The sequence below is a fragment of the Streptomyces sp. NPDC001858 genome (assembly GCF_053594615.1).
Genome location: NZ_JBSFEV010000005.1, coordinates 386,169 through 405,311, shown reverse-complemented (window position 1 = coordinate 405,311; position 19,143 = coordinate 386,169). Strand labels below are relative to the sequence as shown.

Here is a 19,143-nt window from a genome sequence, read left to right as displayed (position 1 = left end):
GGGTGGGGGCTTGGGTGGGGGCTTGGGTGGGGGCTTGGGTGGGGGCTTGGGTGGGGGCTTGGGTGGGGGCTTGGGTGGGGGCTTGGGTGGGGGCTATGGGGTCTGCGGTTTGGTTGTTGCTCTTGTCAGCCAGACTGTGGCTGCCAGGCAGGCTGTTGACACTGCTGCCAGGAGTAGGGGGACGGCTCTGACGCTCGACCACTCGATGACCTTGCCGAGTGCCGGGCCCGCCGCTACGCCGCCCATCATGGACGCGGCTATGACGACCGCGCCGGCGCGGCGGGCTCGGGGGGCCGCCCGGGTCAGCCAGGGGAGTCCGGTGGGGAAGATCGGCGCGATGAAGAGGCCCACGCCTGCGTAGGCGTAGGGGGCCAGGCTCGGTATCGACGCCAGGAGGAGGCAGACGGTCATGCCGGCGCAGGAGACCGTGATGATGGCCTGGGCGGAGAAGCGCAGGGCGATCGGGGCCACCAGGAAGCGGCCCACGGTCATCATCAGCCAGTAGACGGAGGTCGCGGTGGCTGCTGCGCCCGCGCCGTAGCCGACCGTCTCCAGGTGTGTGGGCTCCCAGCCGCCCACGCCGGCCTCGATGGCTACATGCAGGACGTAGAGGGTGACGAAGACGGTGAGGACGGAGCGTAGGGCGTTGGTGGCGGGTTTTGCCTTCTCGGTGGGGGTAGCGGTGGGGGTGGTGTGGGTGGGGGTGGTGGCGTGTTGTGGTGGGTTGTTTCGTACTCCTCTCAAGCAGAGGAGCAAGGGCAGGTTGGCCAGTGCGAAAGCCGTGAAAATTGCGGGGTAGTGTTCCGCGCCCACGGTTCCTATCAGGGCCGGGCCCAGGATCGCGCCTATGCCGAAGTGGGCGTTGAGGATGTTGAGCATCGCGGTGGAACGGTGTCCGAAGCCGACCGCGAAGAGCTGGTTGAGGCCGTAGTCGATGCCGCCGAAGCCTAGGCCTGCGAGGAAGGCCGCGGTGAGGGCCAGGGGCCAGTTCGGGGCGAGCGCGAAGCCTGCGGCTCCGGCCGCCATGAGGAGGTAGGAGATCGCCAGGATGCGTCGGTTGCCGGTTCGGCCGTAGCGGCGGTCGAAGAGGAGGACTCCGGCCACCCCGCCCACGAAGTGGGCGCTCAGGCCTAGTCCTGCGGCTGAGGGGGAGAGTCCGAACTCCTGGCGGAGGGCGGGAATCGCGGGGCCGTAGAGGGCCTGGAGTGCGCCGATCAGGACGAAGCCTACGCAGGAGGCCGCCACCGCGAGCGGGGAGAAGACCCGGTCGGTGTCGACGGTGGTGTGCGGCAGGGGTGTTGCGGCCGGGGCGCGCTGTGCCGTGGGGTGGTCGGTCACGCGGACTCCAGGACAGACGGCCCACTGCGGTGTGGGGTGTGGTGTGGTGCTTCCGATGAGGATTGATGTTACCGGTAACATTCAGGGCCGCGTCAAGATGTTTTGCCCTGTCTGTCTGGCTGGTGGTCGTGCGCCGGTCCCGGGCTCTGCGGCTTGCCGACTGTGTCGGGGTGGGCACGGGTTGGTTGCGACAAAGGGTTTTGCGTGTACGGGAGTTGGGCGGGGCGGAACCATTCGGGCATGAATCGTGACCGGTACGTCGACTTTCTGCGGGCGTGGGCGATCCTGCTCGTCGTGCTGGGCCACTGGCTGATCACCGGGCTGGTCCGGCGGCCGGACGGGGGGATCGACGCGCCCGAGTTGCTGGCGACCCTGCCCTGGACTCAGTGACTGACCCTGGGGTTCCAGATCATGCCGTTGTTCTTCCTGGCCGGGGGGTATGCCGCCGCGGGATCCTGGGCTCGGGCCCGCGAGGTCGGCGGGACCGCTGCGGGGTGGGTGGGGCAGCGCGCGGTGCGGTTGCTCCTGCCCACGGCTGCGTACAGCGGGCTCGTGCTGCTCGCCGTCGGGGTGTCCGCCGGGATCGGCGTGGATCCCGCCACCCTCGCGCTGGTCGGGTGGGCGATGGCCATGCAGTTCTGGTTCCTGCCGGTGTATCTGCTGCTCAGCGCACTGACTCCGGCGATGTACGCCCTTCACGAGAGGTGGGGCGTGCGCGTGCCCGTGGGGATGGGCGTCCTCGGGTTCGGCATCGGCGTCCTCGTCGCGGCTGCGGACTCGCCGCGCTCCGGGGGCGTCGAAGTCATCGGGGCGCTCAACTACCTGCTCGTGTGGGGTGTTGTTTACCAGCTCGGGTTCTGCTGGCGGGACGGGCTGGTGGGTGCGGGTGGGTGGACGGCGCCGGCTGCCATGGCCGGGGCGGGTGCGGGCGTGTTCTTCGCGCTGGTCGGGGCCGGGCCGTTTCCCGTGAGTCTGATCCTGGTCAGCGGGCAGGAGCTGAGCAACACCAACCCGCCGTCGGCGGCCATGCTGGCGTGGGCCGTGGCGCAGATCGGCGTCGCCCTGCTGGTCGCGCCTGTGGTGCGGCGGGTGGTGGAGCGGGGCCGGGTGGCACGGGCGGTGCGGGTGCTGGGGGCGGGCAGCATGGCGCTCTATCTGTGGCACATGCTGCCGGTGCTGATCGTCGCCGCCGCGTTCTATCTGACGGGGCTCGCTCCCGAACCCGGCTACGGCTCCCTCGCCTGGTGGGCGCTGCGGGTGCCGTGGCTGGTGGTGCTGGCGGGTGTGCTGGTGGGGGTGCTGTGGGTGCTGCGGCCGGTGGAGCGAGGGGTGGTCGCGCTGGAGTTGCGCGTGCGGGCCTCCGCGACGGCTCGCGGTATCGACTCCTCGCGGATCTGGGCCGGGCTCGGGGTGAGTGTCTGGGCGCTGACCTATTTCGCCGGGCACGGGTTCGCTTACGGGGGCGGGTTTCCCGTCTGGCCTGCGGTGGGGCTGGGGGCGGGCACCGCTCTTCTGGCCGTCCCGGGGTGGGGTGATGTGCGCAGGGAGGGTGAGTCGGAAGGGCGCGGTGCGTTTGAGGAGGCTGCCTGATCTCGGCCGCCGTGCAGTTGTCAGGCTGTGCGTTTGCGGGCTGTTGTCTTTTTTGGCGTCGGCTTCTCCGACGTCGAGGTCGACGTCGATGCCCTTGTTGTTGTCTTTGTCGTTGCCTTGGCTGGTGTTTTTGCTGGTGGCTTCTTCGTTGTTGTTTTCTTTGTTGGCGTCTTTTTGGTCGTCGTGCTCTTTGACGCTGTCGACTTCTTGGCGTCCGTCCGCTTGGGTGCCGTGCGGGCCGACTTGCGTGCGGGTAGGTGTGTGACCTCTGCCTGCTCCGGTTGTTCGCCCCTCGACTCCTGCGCCGCCCGCACGCTCTTCTCCAGCGCCGCCATCAGGTCCAGCACCTTTCCGCTGGACGGCTGTGTCGGGGCCTCTCGGGGTGTCTCGCCGGCCGCCTTCGCCGCGACCACTTCCTCCACGGCCTCGCGGTACTCGTCGTGCAGGTCCGCCAGGTCGACCTCGCCGAGCGTGTCCATCAGGGCGTCCGCCAAGTCGAGTTCCTTGTCCCGGACGGTGACCGAGGCATCCGGGGCCACGCCCTCCGGTGCGCGGACCTCGTCCGGCCAGAGCAGGCCGTGCATGGCGATCGCGTCGCCGACCACGCGGAGCATGCCCAGGCGCTCGCGGCCGCGCAGCGCGTACTTCGTGATCGCCACCTTGTTGCTGCGCTTCAGGGCCTCCCGGAGCAGCGTGTACGGCTTCGCCGCCGGGACGCCGCCCGCCTGGAGGTAGTAGGAGGCGTCCATCTGCAGCGGGTCGATGCGGTCGGCCGGGACGAACGCCACGATCTCGATCGTCTTCGCCGTCGGGATCGGCAGCTGGGCCAGGTCCTCGTCGGTGATCGGGATGATCGTGCCGTCCGCGTCCTCGTAGCCCTTGCTGATCTCCGCGGAGCTCACCTCGCGCTCCTCCAGCTCGCAGACCTTGCGGTAGCGGATGCGGCCGCCGTCCTCCGTGTGGATCTGGCGGAAGGAGATCGAGTGGCTCTCGGTGGCGTTCACCAGCTTGATCGGGATGCTGACCAACCCGAAGGAGATGGCGCCGTTCCAGATGGATCTCACGTGCAGCGCCCTCCCGGGATTGTTCCGGTATCAGATGATTTCGTCCGTTATGTGTGATTCTCATCTTATGACGCCGATCACCGAGGTGGAGGGCAGGCGGCTCGCGCTCAGCAACCTGGAGAAGGTGCTGTATCCGGCGACCGGCTTCACCAAGGGCGAGGTGCTGCACTACTACGCGACCGTCGCCGACGTCCTGCTCCCCCATCTGCGCGACCGGCCGCTGTCCTGGCTGCGCTACCCGGACGGGCCCGACGGGCAGGTCTTCTTCGCCAAGAACGTGCCGCCGGGGACGCCGAAGTGGGTCGCCACCGCCGAGGTGCCGCGGTCGGAGGGGCCGGCCCGGATGGTGCTCGTGCAGGATCTGGCGAGTCTGGTGTGGGCGGCGAACCTCGTCACCGAGTTCCATACGCCCCAGTGGGTGATCCAGGATCCCGGCGTCGCCGACCGGCTCGTCTTCGACCTCGATCCCGGGGCGCCCGCCACCGTCGTCGAGTGCTGCGAGGTCGCGGTGTGGCTTCGGGATCGGCTGGCGGTGGATGGGATCCAGGCGTACCCCAAGACTTCGGGGGCGAAGGGGTTGCATCTGTTGGCGGCGGTGCGCGGGGCGTCGTCCGAACGGGTCACGGAGTACGCCAAGCGGCTGGCCGTGGAGGCGGAGCGGGCCGTTCCGCGGCTGGTCGTGCACCGGATGACGCGGAGTCTGCGGCCGGGGAAGGTCTTCGTGGACTGGAGTCAGAACGCGGCGCGCAAGACGACGGCCACGCCGTACACCTTGCGGGCGCGGGCGGAGCCTAGTGTGTCGGCGCCGGTGGGGTGGGAGGAGGTCGAGGGGTGTGGGGAGGTGGGGGCGTTGACTTTTCTGGCCTCGGATGTCGCCGCTCGGGTTCGGGAGCGGGGGGATCTGCTGGCTCCGTTGTGGGAGCGGGGGCGGGCGGGGGTGGTGCCGTGACCGGGCGCGGGGCCGGTTTTTTCGCCCCCGCCGCCCCTTCCCGTTCCCGTTCCCGTCCCTGGGGGGCTGCGCCCCCAGACCCCCGCTTCGGCCTGGACGGCCTCGTCCTCAGGCGCCGGACGGGCTGAGAGTCCCGCGTCTCAGACCCTTGTCCATGTCTGCCTGTCTCTCGCCATCGCGTGCAGGGCCTCCACGTCTGCCGGTTTGAGGACCGCTCCTGGGCGGGTCAGGTCGGTGAGGGTGGTGTCGGTCAGGGTGCGGACGTTTCGGGGTGGGGTCTGGAAATCGACGTCGGTCGGGGCCACCAGGGCCAGGACCGGGTGGACCTCGGCCGTCAGGGCGTAGGAGGCGCGGTCGGCGTCCGCGCGGACGCGGCGCAGGACGGGTTCCGGGTCTCGGCGGCCCACCGTGACCATCGGGTCGGCGATGCGGACCCGCTGCTTGCGGGCGAACAGCGTGTGGATCGCGAACAGGCCGGCCGGGCCGATCGCCAGGTGGTGGACGCGGTCTCCGCCCGGGAGGGGGAGCGAGTGGAGCGTGCGCCAGCCGGCGCCGTCCAGGCGGTCCAGGGCCTCGCCGATCGTCTGTTCCGCCGCGAGGGCTCGTCGGCGCGGGTCGGTCCGGATGCGGCGGGCGGGGCCCGGGTCGCGGTCCAGGTCGACGATGAGGGCCTCGCCGGGGCGGTTGGGGGCCAGGTCGTCGTCCGGGTGGAGGGCGAGGCGGGCCAGCTCCGCGGGGGTCGGGACCGGGGGCGGGCCGACCGTGACCGGGCCGGTGATGAAGGGGCCGAGGGCTTCGAGGACGTCCTCTCTGCGGTCGTCCCCGATGAGGTTGACCCTGGCCGCCTCACGGTCGTACCAGGCGATGTTCCTGCCGTCGGTGAGGCAGACGTAGAGCCGCTCCTGGCCATGTCGCCAGGTCGGTATGACGCGCAGTCCGTTCATGCACCATCACCCCTTGACCAAGGGAACAGGAGGGGTGCCCCCGGGGCAAGAAGGCGGTTACCTTCGGGAGGAGTTGGGCAGGCCCTAGGCAGCGCGTTTGGGGAGGCGCCGTTGCGGACCCGCAGGAAGCAACCCGACGTACCGGTTCCGGAGCGTCCGTGGAGCGAGATCGTGCCCGGTCTGTGGATGGGCGGGCACGAGTTCCGGGGGCCGTCCGGGGAACTGGAGCTCGCCGTGGTCCGAGGTGAGTTCGACGTCGTCCAGACGCTGACCCGGGCCCGGCAGGGGCACGGGCCCGATACCGGCGTGGAGCATCATGTGTGGCCGATCCCGGACGGGCCGCTGGACGGGACCCAGCTCGCCGGGGTGATCCGGCTGGCGCAGGCCGCCGCCGACGCGATGGACGAGGGGCGGGTGGTCCTCGTGCGTTGCTACAGCGGTTACAACCGGTCGGGGCTGGTCGTCGCCCATGCGCTGGTGCGCCGGGGGCATTCGGCCGAGGCGGCGATCCGGCTGATACGGTCACGGCGCTCCCCGTGGGCCCTGCACAACGAGTTGTTCGTGGAGTACCTGCGTGCGGGGTTGCCGACGGCCAGGCTGCTGGAGGAACTGGCCGAGTAATCGTTTCGTCGCAGTCGGTACGTAAAACGGACTTCCCTACGAATATGGTGTACGGGCTCGGCATCGTCGTCGCCGCAGAGGAGTCACAGGAGTCCCGTGTTCCGCAGTCGTCCCATCCGTTCCGCGTTCGCCGCCGCCGGCCTCGTTCTGCTGGCCTCGGTCCTGGTGGGCTGCGGGGACGCCGGGGAGCTGGAGGGCGCGGGCTCGACGCCGACCGCGATCAGCCCGGACCGGCTCTGGCCCGGTCTGACCCCCGCCGCCAGTCCGGCCTTCGACATCGGCGAGGTGGAAACCGAGGTCGTGAAGGGCGTCACCGTGCCGGACGGCGACATCCGCAAGGTGGACCCGGTCGCGGTCGTGCGCGCGGAGATCGCCGCCGCCCCGGGCGACTACACCGACGGCGCCTACGACGAGACCGCCCGCCGGATGGCCGACTGCGGCAAGAGCGGCGAGGAAGGGGCCAGGTGTCCCGTCCTCAAGGCGTACTACCGCGACCTCACCGGTGACGGCAAGGAGGACATGACGCTGGGCTTCCGGCAACTGCCCGGCAATCTGACCGCCGTCCGCGTCTACACCGTCCGCGGCGACGGACTGATGAAGGTCATGTCCTACGAGGACGCCGTCAGCGGGGTCGAGCTCGCCGGGCGGTCCGTGATCATCCGCGCTCCGTCGGAGGTCGCCGGCTACGAGTACCGGCTCCAGTGGACCTGGGATCAGCAACAGCAGGCCATGCTGCTCACCCATGACGAGATGCTGCGCATCGGCGGCGGTCGGAAGCGCTCCGCGCAGCCGTCCACGTCGGCCGCATCACCGCAGCCGTCCGCTTCGGCCGCGTCACCGTCGTCAGCCTCGTCTCGCTCTGTTCCGTCCGGCTCCGCGAGCGGCCGATGAGGCTCGCGCTTCCCTCGTGGGCCGGCACGCTCGCCGCGAAGGCCGCCGCCTTCATCACCGTGATGTGCTGCGCGCTGGCCGCCCTGCTCGGCGTCCTGGTGCATGTGTCGGTGACCAACCAGACCGTCGGCCAGGCCCGCGAACTCGCGCTGTCCCGGCTGACGGACGCGACGGCCGCGTTCGAGGCGGGGGACACGCTCGGGCGGGGCGCGAGCCTCGATCCGGCGGGACTGCCCGGCTCACTGCGATCGCTGGCGGTGGCCGGGGAGCGCGGCACGATGGTCGCCGACGATCACGGGCGCCCGACGATGTGGGCGGCGGGTCCGGCGGAGGGCGGGCGCGCCCTCGCGGTCGCCGTCGACTACTCGCAGAGCGCCCGCACCATCGAGGCGCTCGACACCGCGATCCTGTGGTCGTCCGCGCTGGCGATCGGGGCGACCCTGCTCGTCGGCGCCCTCGCCGTGACCCGGGTGACCCGTCGGCTGCACACCACCGCGCAGGTCGCCCGGCGGATCACCGCCGGCGACCTCGACGCGCGCGTGGACGACCGCCGCGCCCGGGACCCGGGTCGGCCCCAGGACGAGGTGGCCGCCGTCGCCGTCGCGCTCGACTCCATGGCCACCTCGCTGCAGGGCAAGCTGCTGAGCGAGCAGCGGTTCACCGCCGATGTCGCGCACGAGCTGCGCACCCCGCTGACCGGGCTGCACGCGGCCGCCGAACTGCTGCCGCCGGGACGGCCGACGGAGCTGGTGCGCGACCGGGTCGCGGCGCTGCGCACGCTCACCGAGGACCTGCTGGAGATCTCCCGGCTGGACACCGGGCGTGAGCGGCTGGAGCTGGACGCCGAGGAACTGGGCGTGCTGGCGGTGCGGGTGGTACGGGCGGCGGAGGCGTCCGGCGGGTCGGGGGCGGCGGACACGTCAGGGGCCTGCCTTCCGAGCGGGGCCGAGGTCAGGGTCGTCCGGGACGCGCGCGTGGAGACCGATCGGCGGCGCCTCGAACGGGTGCTGGGGAACCTGCTCGCCAACGCGCACCGGCACGGGCGGTCGCCCGTCGTGCTGACGGTCGACGGTCCCGTCGTCACCGTGCGGGACCACGGTGACGGCTATCCGGAGTACCTCCTCACCCACGGGCCGCAGCGGTTCCGTACGGAGGGCGGGGCGAGGGGGCACGGGCTCGGGCTGACGATCGCGGTCGGTCAGGCGGAGGTGCTGGGCGCTCGGCTGACGTTCACGAACGCGCCGGACGGCGGTGCGGTGGCCACGCTGACGCTCCCTCAGACGCCTCCTGCCGTGAGCGTCCTCCCCGATGGCTCAGCGTGACGGGCGACACGCGCGAAGCACTCCTAATGTGGCGATTAGTCAGCTTCACCCTCTTCATGGAGGTATCGCCATGTCCGCCACGTCCCTGCGCTCCCCCCTCACCCGCCTCGCCATAGTCACCGCGGCGGGCGCCCTCGCGGCCACCGCGGCCGTCACCCCGGCCCTCGCCGACGACGGCGACGGCACCACCGGCACCGGCACGGCCGCCCAGCAGAGCGGCACCGGCACCGCCCCACAGCAGAGCGGCACCGGCTCATACGACTGGCAGAGCCAGGCGGGCGGCAGCGGCCAGACCGGCCAGAGCGGCCAAAGCACGCAGGCGGGCCAGACCGGCCAAAGCGCACAGGCGGGCCAGGGGACTCAGACGGGTCAGACCGGCCAGGGGACTCAGACGGGTCAGACCGGCCAGGGCAACCCCACGGGTCAGGGCACGCAGACGGGCCAGGGGAACCAGACGGGTCAGGGGAACCAGACGGGTCAGGGCACTCAGGCGGGTCAGGGGAACCAGGCAGGCCAGGGGAACCAGGCGGGTCAGGGCACTCAGGCTGGCCAGGGCCAGGCAGGTCAGGGCACTCAGACCGGGCAGAGCAACCAGACCGGCCAAGGCACCCAAGCCGGCCAGGCCAACCAGACCGGCCAAGGCACGCAGACCGGCCAGACCGGCCAGGGCAACCCCACGGGTCAGGGCGCACAGACCGGTCAGGGGAACCAGACCGGCCAAGGCACCCAAGCCGGCCAGGCCAACCAGAGCGGCCAAGGCACGCAGACCGGCCAGACCGGCCAGGGCAACCCCACGGGTCAGGGCGCGCAGACCGGTCAGGGGAACCAGGCGGGTCAGGGCACTCAGACCGGCCAGGGCAACCAGACCGGGCAGAGCAACCAGGCGGGCCAGGGCAACCAGGCCGGGCAGGGCACGCAGTCGGGTCAGACCGGCCAAGGCAGCAACCAGAGTGGCCAGACCGGGCAGGGCAATCAGAGCACCCAGACAGGGCAGACCGGCCAGACAGGTCAGACCGGTCAGACCGGGAACTGGCAGTCCGGCGGGGGCAATGTCTCGCAGTCCGGTGGTGGGAGCGACTGGCAGGCCGGGGGTGACGGTGGTGACTGGCAGTCCGCCGGCGGTGGTGACTGGCAGTCGGGGGGAAGCGGTGACTGGGAGTCAGGGGGTGGTGGTGACTGGGAGTCCGGGGGTGACGGTGGTGACTGGCAGTCCGGCGGCGGCGGTCGTCCCGACGACCACAACGACTCCCGTACCTACCGCGGACGCGTGACCGCGAGCGAACTGCTGCTGCGCAGCAGGCCGACCCGCGCCAGTCAGGTGATCCGCGTCGCGTATCGCGGCGAGGTCGTCTCGATCTTCTGCAAGACCTCCGGGCAGAACGTCCAGGGCAACTCCCTCTGGTACCTCCTCACGGACGGCACCTGGGCCTGGGGCTCGGCGCGCTACATCGACAACATCGGGGCGGCGCCGCGCTGGTGCTGACACGCAAACACCTTCAAGGCTCACAAGGAGCCCTATTTGGGTAAGTTCCGGACATGACGAAAGTGGGAGCAGGGCCGGGAACCGGGACCACTGTCGCGGCGGCGGACGCGCCCGCACCCGCGGTGCGCCTCCTCCGGCGCCGTGGCGTCGAACTCGCCCTCATCGTCCTGGCCGTCCTGCTCTCGGTGTACGGGTACTGCGCGGTCGGCCTCGCGAAGAACGGCACCGTCCCGCCCGGCGCCGCCGGTTACGGCGCCGGGCTCGGCGTGCTCGCGCTGCTCGCGCATCTCGCGGTGCGGCTGCGCGCGCCCTGCGCCGATCCGCTCCTCCTCCCCATCGCCGTGCTGCTCAACGGGATCGGCCTCGTGCTGATCTACCGGCTGGACCTGGAGACGCCGGGCGACCGGGCCGCGCCCACCCAACTGGTGTGGTCGACGGTCGGGGTGGCCCTGTTCATCGTGGTCGTCGTCGCGTTGCGCGACCACCGGGTGCTGCAGCGGTACGCGTACGTGTGCGTGGTCGCCGCGCTCGCTCTCCTCATCCTCCCGATCCTCTTCCCGGCCGTGAACGGGGCCCGCATCTGGATCCGGATCGCCGGCTTCTCCATCCAGCCGGGTGAGTTCGCGAAGGTGCTGCTCGCGGTGTTCTTCGCCGCGTACCTGGCCGCCAACCGCACCGCGCTGGCGTACTCGGGCCGCCGGATCTGGCGCTTCTCGCGCATGCAACTGCCCACCGGGCGCGTCCTCGGCCCGATCGTCGCGATCTGGCTGCTGAGCGTCGGCGTGCTGGTCCTGGAGCGGGACCTCGGCACGTCGCTGCTGTTCTTCGGGCTGTTCGTCGTCATGCTCTACGTCGCCACCGGCCGCACCGGCTGGATCGCCGTCGGTCTGCTGCTCGCCTCGCTCGGCGCGGTCGCCGTCGGCCGTCTGGAGCCGCATGTGCACAGCAGGGTGGAGGACTGGCTGCACCCGTTCGCGTCGATCGAGGCCGGTCAGGGGCCCAATCAGCTCGCGCAGTCGCTGTTCTCCTTCGCGGCGGGCGGGGTGTTCGGCACCGGGCTGGGGCTCGGCCACTCCATCCTGATCGGCTTCGCCGCGAAGTCGGACTTCATCCTGGCGACGGCGGGCGAGGAACTGGGGCTGGCGGGGCTGTCGGCGCTCTTCCTCCTCTACGGGCTGCTGGTCGAACGCGGCTACCGGGTGGGGCTGTCCCTGCGGGATCCCTTCGGACGGCTGCTGGCGACGGGCCTCGCCTCGATCGTGGCGCTCCAGGTGTTCGTGATCGCCGGCGGGGTGACCGGGCTGATCCCGCTGACCGGCATGGCGATGCCGTTCCTCGCGCAGGGCGGCTCGTCGGTCGTCACCAACTGGGCGATCGTGGCGCTGCTGATCCGGGTGAGCGACTCGGCGAGACGGCCGCACATGGAACCGCCCAGGGAACCGCCCATAGAGCCCTCCATGGAATCGTCCGGGAAGTCGACGATCGAATCGTTCGACGATCCTCGTCGTGAACCGTTCGACAAGAACCTCCGGAGGCCCGCGTGACCCGGCACATCCGGCACGCCGCCGTCTTCTGCGCTCTGCTGCTGGTGGCGCTCCTGGTCAACGCCGCGCGCGTCCAGGTCGTCCGGTCCGGGAGCTACGACGACAATCCGGCCAACCGGCGTGACTCCATCGCCCGTTACGCCCAGCCGCGCGGCGACATCCTGGTCGATGACGATCCGGTCACCGGGTCCCGGGACACCGGGGAGCAGTTGCGCTACGAGCGCACGTATCTCGACGGGCCGTTGTACGCGCCGGTGACCGGCTTCGCCTCGCAGGTCTACGGGACGACGTTCCTGGAGCACGCCGGGGACGAGGTGCTGTCCGGGTCCGATCCGCGGCTCTCGCCGTTCCCGCTGTGGAACGACGTCACGCACGGCCGGCCGGCCGGCGGCAACGTGGTGACGACGCTGAACCGGCATGCCCAGTGGGCGGCCTACGAGGGGCTGGGCGGGCGCAAGGGCGCGGTGGCGGCGGTGGAGCCGGCGACGGGGCGGGTGCTGGCGCTGGTGTCGAGTCCGTCGTACGACCCGGCCGTGCTGTCCGGGAACGACGCGGGGGCGGAGCGGGCCTGGGCGCGGCTCAACGGCGATCCGGACAAGCCGATGCTGAACCGGGCGGTGCGGCAGACGTATCCGCCTGGTTCGACGTTCAAGGTGGTCACCGCGGCGGCGGCGCTGGACGCGGGGGTGATCACGGACCTCGACGCGGCGACCCGCTCCCCCGCCCCCTACCGGCTGCCCGGCACGACGACGCGCCTGACCAACGAGGGCGACGGCTGCGAGGACGCTCCGCTGCGGGAGGCGTTCCGGTGGTCGTGCAACACGGTGTTCGCGAAGCTCGGTGTGGACACGGGGCTGGCGCACATGACGCGGACGGCGCAGGCGTTCGGCTTCAACGACGTGGATGTGCGGATCCCGTTCGCGGTCGCGCCGAGCACCTTCGACACCTCGCTCGACAAGGCGCAGTTGGCGCTGTCCTCGATCGGCCAGTACAACACCCGGGCGACCCCGCTGCAGATGGCGATGGTGTCGGCGGCGGTGGCCAACGGGGGGCTGGTGCGCACGCCGTATCTGGTGGAGCGGACGACGCGGAAGAGCGGGGCGACGGTGGCGACGGCCGGTTCCCGTCCGGTCCGCCAGGCGATGTACCCCTCGACGGCGCGGCGGCTGCGCGAGCTGATGGAGGACGTGGTGCGGGAGGGCACCGGCACGAACGCGGCGATCCCCGGCGCGGTCGTCGGCGGCAAGACCGGCACCGCCCAGCACGGCATCGGCAACGCCGGGACGCCGTACGCCTGGTTCGTGTCCTGGGCGCAGGGCGAGCGGGACATGGAGCCGAGGGTCGCGGTCGCGGTGGTGGTGGAGGACGGGTCGGCGCGCCGCGGGGACATCACCGGCGGCGGGATGGCGGCGCCGATCGCCAGAGCGGTGATGGAGGCGGTGCTCAACTCGTGAGACGGGGGCTTCCGGGACTGTACAGGAGCGTTCTACGGTTCGCCCATGACTGATGCCAGCGCCGAAATCGTCCCGGAAGCCGCCCCTGAGACCGCCGCTGGAACCGCCTCCGCAGCCGTTCCCGACGCAGCCTTCGAGCTTGCCCAGGTCAACATCTCGCGCCTCAAGTTTCCTTTGGATTCCGACGAGTTGAAGCCTTTCGTCGACGCCCTCGATCCGGTCAACGCCGACGCCGACGCGGCGGACGGATTTGCGTGGCGGCTGCAGTCCGAGGAGGGCAACGCGACGGACATCAGCTTCTTCGGCGACGACTGGCTGATCGTCAACATGTCGGTGTGGCGGGACGCGAACGCCCTGACCACGTACATGTACCAGGGCGGGCACCGAGAGATCATGTCCCGCCGACGGGAGTTCTTCGAGCGGGTCGCGGAGTCGATGACGACCCTGTGGTGGGTGCCGGCCGGTCACCGTCCGACGGTCGCGGAGGCCGAGTCCCGCCTGCTCCATCTGCGCACCAACGGCCCGACCCCGTACGCCTTCACCCTGCGCACCTCGTTCCCGCCCCAGGGCGCGGAACCGGTCGCCTTCACGATCCCGGAGGACCTGGGCTGCTCGGTCTAGCCGGCCGGTCGTCGGCGGTCAGCCGCGTCGGCGGTTGATGTCGGTGAGGTCGATCTCGATCAAGAAGGGCACGGCCACGCTGAGCTGATGGTGGTAGATCCCGGTCGGGACGTACCTCTTGGTGGCGAGGTCGAGTTCGTAGACGTACACCACGGGCAAGCCGCCGTCCTTCTCCTCGACGCGCCAGTGGTGACGGATGCCCGCAGCCGCGTACTTCAAGGGCTTGACGTGGCGGTCGCGGTCCCGCGAGTCCCCCGAGGCGATCTCCACCGCGAGGACGACGTCGTCGGGGTGAAGCCGGTTCTGCAGGGGCCCGGCGTCCGCGTCCGCGCGAACCGCCAGGACGTCGGGCTCCGGGCGGTTGCGCTCGTCCAGCCTGACGGTGAACTCGCGGTAGATGTCGAACTCGTCCGGCACTTGTTCCAGCAGGGCGTGCTCCACCAGACGCAGGGTGCGCATGTGGAAACGGGTCTGCGGACTCACGAAAACGAGGCTCCCGTCGATCAGCTCCGTGTGCGGAGGCAGGTTCGGGAGCCGATCCAGGTCCTCCGCCACCCAGCCGCTCTGTGGCGGGCGAGGCCACTCGTAGTCCTCATCCAGCCCGTACTCGCGTCCGGTGCTCATGGTTGCTCCCATGCGGTGGAGCCTGGCAGGCGTCGCCGCGTGCCCAGCGGAGTACGCCGATCCGCCACCTCGAAGAGTGATCATGGCGCAGGCATTGACGCCCTTGCTGACAAGCAGTCTCATAAGAGCCATGACGACGACCCTCACCGATGCCGACGCGCTCGCCGGGCTGCGGGACGCGCTGGGCCTGCTCAAGGACCGGGAGCAGGTGGCCGAACGGCTGCTCGCGTCCGCCGCCAAGCACTCCTTCGACCCGGACGAGGAGTTGGACTGGGACGCCCCCTTCGAGGACGGCAAGTGGTTCTGGCCGCCGGAGCTGGTGTCGCTGTACGACACGCCGATATGGCGGCGGATGAGCGAGGAGCAGCGGATCCTGCTGTCCCGGCACGAGGCCGCCGCGCTCGCCTCGCTGGGGATCTGGTTCGAGATCATCCTCATGCAGCTGCTGGTGCGGCACATCTACGACAAGGCGGCGACGAGCGCGCATGTGCGCTACGCGCTGACCGAGATCGAGGACGAGTGCCGGCACTCGAAGATGTTCGCCCGGCTGATCACCCGCGGCGAGACGCCCTGGTACCCGGTGAGCCGCGCCCACCAGAACCTGGGCCGCCTGTTCAAGACGATCTCCACCACCCCCGGCTCGTTCACCGCGACCCTGCTCGGCGAGGAGGTCCTCGACTGGATGCAGCGGCTGACCTTCGCCGACGAGCGGGTGCAGCCGCTGGTCCGGGGCGTCACCCGGATCCATGTCGTGGAGGAGGCCCGGCATGTGCGCTACGCCCGCGAGGAGCTGCGCCGGCAGATGGTGACCGCGCCGCGGTGGTCCCAGGAGTTCACCAGGGTCACGTCGGGTGAGTTCGCGCGGGTGTTCTCGGTGGCGTTCGTGAATCCGGAGGTCTACACGAACGTCGGACTGGACCGGCGCGAGGCGATCGCGCAGGTGCAGGCGAGCGGGCACCGGCGGGAGGTCATGCAGTCGGGAGCGAAGCGGCTGACGGACTTCCTGGACGACATCGGCGTGCTGCGCGGGGTGGGACGGCGGCTGTGGCAGTCCTCGGGGCTGCTTGCATAGGGCAACGAACCCGGGGCGACCGGACTACGCTGCAACCATGCCCCCCGCCGCCCCCGCCTACCGTCGGCTCAGCGTCGAGGAGCGCCGCAGTCAGCTGCTCGACGCCGCGCTCTCGCTGTTCGCCCACCGCGTCCCCGAGGACGTCTCGCTGGACGACGTGGCGGAGGCCGCCGGGGTGTCCCGGCCGTTGGTCTACCGGTACTTCCCCGGCGGCAAGCAGCAGCTCTACGAGGCCGCGCTGCGCTCCGCCGCCGAGGAGTTGCGGCACTGTTTCGGCGAGCCGCTGGAGGGTCCGCTCCTCCCCCGGCTGGCCCGCGCCCTCGACCGGTACCTCACGTTCGTCGGCCGCCACGACGCCGGCTTCAGCGCCCTGCTCCAGGGCGGCAGCGTCGTCGAGACGTCCCGGACGACGGCCATCGTGGACGGCGTCCGCCGGGCCGCCGCCGAGCACATCTACCGCCATCTGGGGGTCGCCGATCCCGGGCCGCGGCTCCGGATGACCGTGCGGATGTGGATCACCGCGGTCGAGGCGGCCTCGCTGATCTGGCTCGACGAGGACCAGCAGCCGCCCGCCGACGAGCTGCGGGACTGGCTGGTCGACCAGTTCGTCGCCGCCCTGACGGTGACCGCGGCCCGGGACCCGCAGACCGCCGAGCTGCTCCGGGATGCGCCGACCGCGCGGACCTGATCGACACTGGTGGCGTGAAGAGCGAAGACACCCCCTTCGAGGGCGGGCCCATGGACGGCCGGGTGCTGTCCGTGCTGCTGGGCCCCACCGGCCACCCGCCGAAGACGTACCGGATCCCCGTCCCCGACGCGGCCGGCGGACCGCCCACCGTCCTGGTCTACCGGCGCGTGCCCCGCGGCCACAGCAAGAAGCTCGGACTGCCCCAGGGCTGGAAGTACGAGTTCGACCCCGAGGGGAAGAAGAGCGGCCGACCACGCTGGCCCTGGTCCAAGCCGGACGCCACGCCGGGCCGGCCGCGGGACGACGCCGACGAGTGAGCGCGTTGCGCCGAACCGCGCACCCGGCGCGCGGGCCGCGCACCCGCGTCCGATGCTCGCCCTGCGGGATGGAGGGGCCACCCCGCAGCGGAGGTGATGACGTGTCAGGAAGACTGCTGCGTCTGGCCGGTACGGTCGGGGCGGCGGCGCTCGCCGCACAGGCCGTCCTGCCCCCCGGGCTCGCCCTGGCCGCACCGGAGCCGCCGGAGCCCGCCGAACGGACCGTCGCCGAGCCACGGACCCCGGACCCGGCCGAACCCGAACCGGCGGCCACCGCGCCGGAGTCGTCGGCGCCGGAGTCGTCGGTGCCGGGGGCAGCGCCGGTGGCCGGGGCGGGGGCCCGGGAACCGGGTGAACCGTCGGCTACCGAGGCGAAGGGCCCGGGCGGACGGACCGTGGCCGAGTTGCTGACGGAGCTTCAGCAGCTGTACCGGGAGGCCGAACAGGCCACCGAGGCCTTCAACGCCACCGAGGAGCGGCTGAAGCGGCGGCGGGCCGAGACCCGGCGGCTGGACGCCGAACTGGCGAAGGCCCGGCTCACGCTGCAGGACAGCCGGGGCGCGGCCGGCCGGCTGGCCCGCGAGCAGTACCAGGGCAGCACCGGCGCCGACATCTCGTCCTACGTACGGCTGCTGTTCGCCCGCGATCCGCAGCACGCTCTCGACCAGGGCCAGGTGATCGGCCGGCTGGCGCGCTCGCGGGCCGAGACGGTCGGACGGCTGGAGAGCGGCGAACGCCGGGCGGACGGGCTGGCGCGCGCGGCCCGCGCCGCCCTCGACGACCAGCTCACCCTCGCGGAGCGCAGGAAGAAGGAGCGCGACGGCGTCGACCGGCGGCTGGCCGACGTCGAGGGGCTGCTGGCCTCGCTCACCGCCGAACAGCTCGCCGCCCTCGCCGCGTTGGAGAAGAAGGGGGTCGCGCGGGCGCAGGAGGAGCTGATGGCGTCCGGCGCGATCGGCGAGGACGGCAAGCCGCGCAAGCCGTCGAAGGAGGGCGGGCGGGCCGTGCGGTACGCGCTGCGGCAGCTCGGCAAGCCGTACGAATGGGGCGCCGAGGGCCCGAGGACGTACGACTGCTCGGGTCTGACGTCCGAGGCGTGGGGGCACGCCGGGACGCCGATCCCCCGGACCAGCGAGGAGCAGTGGGCCCGGCTGCCGAGAGTCCCCCTCGATCAGCTGCGCCCCGGCGACCTGGTGGTCTACTTCCCCGAGGCCACGCACGTGGCGATGTACCTGGGCAGGGGCGAGGTGGTCCAGGCGCCGAGGACCGGGGAGAAGGTCAAGGTCTCCCCGATCGCGTCCTTCCCGGTCCTGGGCGCCGTGCGCCCGGACGGCCCGGTCAACCCGGACGGCCCGGACGGCCCGGCTTATGCCCCGGCGACCTCTGCCAGATAGGCGCCCGTCTTCTCCGGCTCGTAGAAGAAGTTCTCGAGGTCGGCCGGGTCGTCGAAGGCATTGGCGAAACGGTTCGCCACCGGCGGCAGCTGGCCCGCCGCGCCGAGCAGGTTCACCACGTGCTCCGGCGGCGGCGACAGCATGGCGTTGGTCCACTTGGTGACGTGCTGGGCGGTGTCCCAGTACCGGTCGAAGGTGGCCCGCATCCACTCCTCGTCGAACTCCTTCTCACCGCGCTCCAGGATCGAGGCGAGATAGGCGGCCGCGCACTTGGACGCGGAGTTCGAACCCTGCCCGGTGAGCGGGTCGTTGGCGACGACGACGTCCGCGACGCCCAGCACGAGGCCGCCGCCCGGCAGCCGGCCGATGGGGTTGCGGACGGTCGGCGCGTAGCGGCCGGCCAGCGTGCCGCCCGCATCGGTCAGTTCGACGTTCGTGGCGCGGGCGTACTCCCACGGCGTGAACTTCTCCATGAGTTCCAGGGTCAGGGAGAGGTGCTTCGCCGGGTCCTTGACGCCGTTGAAGACGTCCAGCGGGCCGCCGGGTATGCCCTCCCAGAAGAGGATGTCGGCGCGTCCCGAGGTGGTGAACGTCGGCATGACGAAGAGCTCGCCCACGCCGGGGACGAGGTTGCAGCGGACGGCCTCCATGTCCGGGTGCTCGGGGCGCGGGCCCAGACCGTGGACGTAGGAGACGGCGAGGGCGCGCTGCGGCTCGGCGTACGGGGAGCGCTCGGGGTCGCGGCCGAACATCGACACCAGTTCGCCCTTGCCGGCCGAGACCAGGACGAGGTCGTAGGCGCGGGAGAAGTAGTCGAGGTCGGAGACGGCCGCGCCGTGGATGACGAGCTGGCCGCCGCGCTGGGCGAAGGTCTCCATCCAGCCGGCCATCTTCACCCGCTGGTCGACGGACTGCGCGAAGCCGTCGAGGGTGCCGACCCAGTCGATGACGCGCTGGGTGGGGCCCGGGTCGTGCGAGCCGGGCGCGGCGAGCGAGATGCCGAGTCCGGCGATCTTCGGGGCCTGGGACTCCCAGAAGTTCAGCTGGAGATCGCGCTCGTGCTGCAGCGCCGTGTGGAACATGCACTGCGTCGACATGACCCGTCCGGCGCGGATCTCGTCCGCCGTCCGGTTGGACATCAGGGTGACCTCGTACCCGTGCGACTGGAGGCCAAGGGCGAGCTGGAGACCGGACTGGCCGGCTCCGACGACGAGTATCTTCCGCATG

Annotated in this window: 19 protein-coding genes; 14 read left to right on the top strand and 5 right to left on the bottom strand. The window is 71.4% G+C overall.

From position 1 onward, the window contains the following. Nucleotides 1–93: 93 nt before the first annotated feature. Entirely contained in the window at nucleotides 94–1,338 is a 1,245-nt protein-coding gene (locus ACWCPF_RS10475; RefSeq protein WP_451044568.1) for an MFS transporter, read from the bottom strand. Nucleotides 1,339–1,578: 240 nt separating this feature from the next. Between ACWCPF_RS10475 and ACWCPF_RS10470 the strand changes: the two genes are divergently transcribed. Together ACWCPF_RS10470 and ACWCPF_RS10465 are read left to right on the top strand one after the other, a co-directional pair. Next, the gene (locus ACWCPF_RS10470) at nucleotides 1,579–1,728 is read left to right on the top strand and encodes a hypothetical protein (protein ID WP_451044567.1); all 150 of its coding nucleotides are present in this window, start codon (nucleotides 1,579–1,581) and stop codon (nucleotides 1,726–1,728) included. Then, nucleotides 1,729–2,928: an acyltransferase family protein gene (locus tag ACWCPF_RS10465; RefSeq protein ID WP_451044590.1), complete on the top strand. Its 1,200-nt coding sequence runs from the start codon at nucleotides 1,729–1,731 to the stop codon at nucleotides 2,926–2,928. A gap of 20 nt (nucleotides 2,929–2,948) precedes the next feature. Here ACWCPF_RS10465 and ku read toward each other — a convergent pair whose 3' ends face one another. Further along, nucleotides 2,949–3,992, bottom strand: a complete 1,044-nt coding sequence (gene ku, locus ACWCPF_RS10460; protein WP_451044566.1) for a non-homologous end joining protein Ku — start codon at nucleotides 3,990–3,992, stop codon at nucleotides 2,949–2,951. Nucleotides 3,993–4,059: 67 nt separating this feature from the next. Between ku and ligD the strand changes: the two genes are divergently transcribed. Continuing rightward, nucleotides 4,060–4,941, top strand: coding sequence for a non-homologous end-joining DNA ligase (gene ligD / locus ACWCPF_RS10455; protein ID WP_451044565.1), 882 nt, complete (start codon nucleotides 4,060–4,062; stop codon nucleotides 4,939–4,941). Between the two features lie 140 nt (nucleotides 4,942–5,081). Here ligD and ACWCPF_RS10450 read toward each other — a convergent pair whose 3' ends face one another. Then, nucleotides 5,082–5,885, bottom strand: coding sequence for a nuclease-related domain-containing protein (locus tag ACWCPF_RS10450; protein ID WP_451044564.1), 804 nt, complete (start codon nucleotides 5,883–5,885; stop codon nucleotides 5,082–5,084). A gap of 111 nt (nucleotides 5,886–5,996) precedes the next feature. On the opposite strand from ACWCPF_RS10450, the gene ACWCPF_RS10445 reads away from it, so the two are divergent. From ACWCPF_RS10445 to ACWCPF_RS10415, 7 genes are all read left to right on the top strand, one after another. Then, nucleotides 5,997–6,506 carry a protein-tyrosine phosphatase family protein gene (locus ACWCPF_RS10445; protein WP_451044563.1) on the top strand — a complete coding sequence of 170 codons (510 nt, stop codon included), beginning with the start codon at nucleotides 5,997–5,999 and terminating at the stop codon, nucleotides 6,504–6,506. 96 nt (nucleotides 6,507–6,602) lie between these two features. Further along, entirely contained in the window at nucleotides 6,603–7,397 is a 795-nt protein-coding gene (locus tag ACWCPF_RS10440) for a hypothetical protein (RefSeq protein WP_451044562.1), read from the top strand. Further along, the gene (locus tag ACWCPF_RS10435; RefSeq protein ID WP_451044561.1) at nucleotides 7,394–8,719 is read left to right on the top strand and encodes an ATP-binding protein; all 1,326 of its coding nucleotides are present in this window, start codon (nucleotides 7,394–7,396) and stop codon (nucleotides 8,717–8,719) included. Before ACWCPF_RS10440 ends, ACWCPF_RS10435 begins: the two co-directional genes overlap by 4 nt. Before the next feature lie 70 nt (nucleotides 8,720–8,789). Then, nucleotides 8,790–10,202: an SH3 domain-containing protein gene (locus tag ACWCPF_RS10430; RefSeq protein WP_451044560.1), complete on the top strand. Its 1,413-nt coding sequence runs from the start codon at nucleotides 8,790–8,792 to the stop codon at nucleotides 10,200–10,202. Between the two features lie 53 nt (nucleotides 10,203–10,255). Continuing rightward, nucleotides 10,256–11,746 (top strand): FtsW/RodA/SpoVE family cell cycle protein, encoded by a 1,491-nt coding sequence (locus ACWCPF_RS10425; protein WP_451044559.1) that lies wholly within the window; start codon nucleotides 10,256–10,258, stop codon nucleotides 11,744–11,746. Further along, entirely contained in the window at nucleotides 11,743–13,200 is a 1,458-nt protein-coding gene (locus tag ACWCPF_RS10420) for a peptidoglycan D,D-transpeptidase FtsI family protein (protein WP_451044558.1), read from the top strand. Before ACWCPF_RS10425 ends, ACWCPF_RS10420 begins: the two co-directional genes overlap by 4 nt. A gap of 45 nt (nucleotides 13,201–13,245) precedes the next feature. Further along, nucleotides 13,246–13,821 carry a DUF3291 domain-containing protein gene (locus ACWCPF_RS10415; RefSeq protein ID WP_451044557.1) on the top strand — a complete coding sequence of 192 codons (576 nt, stop codon included), beginning with the start codon at nucleotides 13,246–13,248 and terminating at the stop codon, nucleotides 13,819–13,821. Between the two features lie 18 nt (nucleotides 13,822–13,839). On the opposite strand, the gene ACWCPF_RS10410 is transcribed toward ACWCPF_RS10415, so the two are convergent. Next, nucleotides 13,840–14,445, bottom strand: a complete 606-nt coding sequence (locus ACWCPF_RS10410; protein WP_451044556.1) for a Uma2 family endonuclease — start codon at nucleotides 14,443–14,445, stop codon at nucleotides 13,840–13,842. A gap of 130 nt (nucleotides 14,446–14,575) precedes the next feature. Between ACWCPF_RS10410 and ACWCPF_RS10405 the strand changes: the two genes are divergently transcribed. The 4 genes from ACWCPF_RS10405 to ACWCPF_RS10390 all read left to right on the top strand — a co-directional run bounded on the left by ACWCPF_RS10405 (nucleotide 14,576) and on the right by ACWCPF_RS10390 (nucleotide 17,916). Beyond that, nucleotides 14,576–15,517: an AurF N-oxygenase family protein gene (locus ACWCPF_RS10405; protein ID WP_451044555.1), complete on the top strand. Its 942-nt coding sequence runs from the start codon at nucleotides 14,576–14,578 to the stop codon at nucleotides 15,515–15,517. A 37-nt stretch (nucleotides 15,518–15,554) separates the two neighbouring features. Next, nucleotides 15,555–16,205: a TetR/AcrR family transcriptional regulator gene (locus ACWCPF_RS10400; RefSeq protein ID WP_451044554.1), complete on the top strand. Its 651-nt coding sequence runs from the start codon at nucleotides 15,555–15,557 to the stop codon at nucleotides 16,203–16,205. Nucleotides 16,206–16,219: 14 nt separating this feature from the next. Then, a complete protein-coding gene (locus tag ACWCPF_RS10395) occupies nucleotides 16,220–16,522 on the top strand; it encodes a hypothetical protein (RefSeq protein ID WP_451044553.1) in 303 nt (100 codons plus the stop codon). Nucleotides 16,523–16,623: 101 nt separating this feature from the next. Beyond that, nucleotides 16,624–17,916 carry an NlpC/P60 family protein gene (locus ACWCPF_RS10390; protein WP_451044552.1) on the top strand — a complete coding sequence of 431 codons (1,293 nt, stop codon included), beginning with the start codon at nucleotides 16,624–16,626 and terminating at the stop codon, nucleotides 17,914–17,916. On the opposite strand, the gene ACWCPF_RS10385 is transcribed toward ACWCPF_RS10390, so the two are convergent. After that, nucleotides 17,889–19,142, bottom strand: coding sequence for a styrene monooxygenase/indole monooxygenase family protein (locus ACWCPF_RS10385; protein WP_451044551.1), 1,254 nt, complete (start codon nucleotides 19,140–19,142; stop codon nucleotides 17,889–17,891). The two genes, ACWCPF_RS10390 and ACWCPF_RS10385, sit on opposite strands and share 28 nt — an antisense overlap. Nucleotide 19,143: the final 1 nt, after the last annotated feature.

Coding starts and splice junctions, on each gene's coding strand:
- ACWCPF_RS10470 (WP_451044567.1), top strand. CDS start 1,579: ATGAATCGTGACCGGTACGTCGACTTTCTGCGGGCGTGGGCGATCCTG.
- ligD (WP_451044565.1), top strand. CDS start 4,060: ATGACGCCGATCACCGAGGTGGAGGGCAGGCGGCTCGCGCTCAGCAAC.
- ACWCPF_RS10450 (WP_451044564.1), bottom strand. CDS start 5,885: ATGAACGGACTGCGCGTCATACCGACCTGGCGACATGGCCAGGAGCGG.
- ACWCPF_RS10435 (WP_451044561.1), top strand. CDS start 7,394: ATGAGGCTCGCGCTTCCCTCGTGGGCCGGCACGCTCGCCGCGAAGGCC.
- ACWCPF_RS10430 (WP_451044560.1), top strand. CDS start 8,790: ATGTCCGCCACGTCCCTGCGCTCCCCCCTCACCCGCCTCGCCATAGTC.
- ACWCPF_RS10425 (WP_451044559.1), top strand. CDS start 10,256: ATGACGAAAGTGGGAGCAGGGCCGGGAACCGGGACCACTGTCGCGGCG.
- ACWCPF_RS10415 (WP_451044557.1), top strand. CDS start 13,246: ATGACTGATGCCAGCGCCGAAATCGTCCCGGAAGCCGCCCCTGAGACC.
- ACWCPF_RS10410 (WP_451044556.1), bottom strand. CDS start 14,445: ATGAGCACCGGACGCGAGTACGGGCTGGATGAGGACTACGAGTGGCCT.
- ACWCPF_RS10405 (WP_451044555.1), top strand. CDS start 14,576: ATGACGACGACCCTCACCGATGCCGACGCGCTCGCCGGGCTGCGGGAC.
- ACWCPF_RS10400 (WP_451044554.1), top strand. CDS start 15,555: ATGCCCCCCGCCGCCCCCGCCTACCGTCGGCTCAGCGTCGAGGAGCGC.
- ACWCPF_RS10385 (WP_451044551.1), bottom strand. CDS start 19,142: ATGCGGAAGATACTCGTCGTCGGAGCCGGCCAGTCCGGTCTCCAGCTC.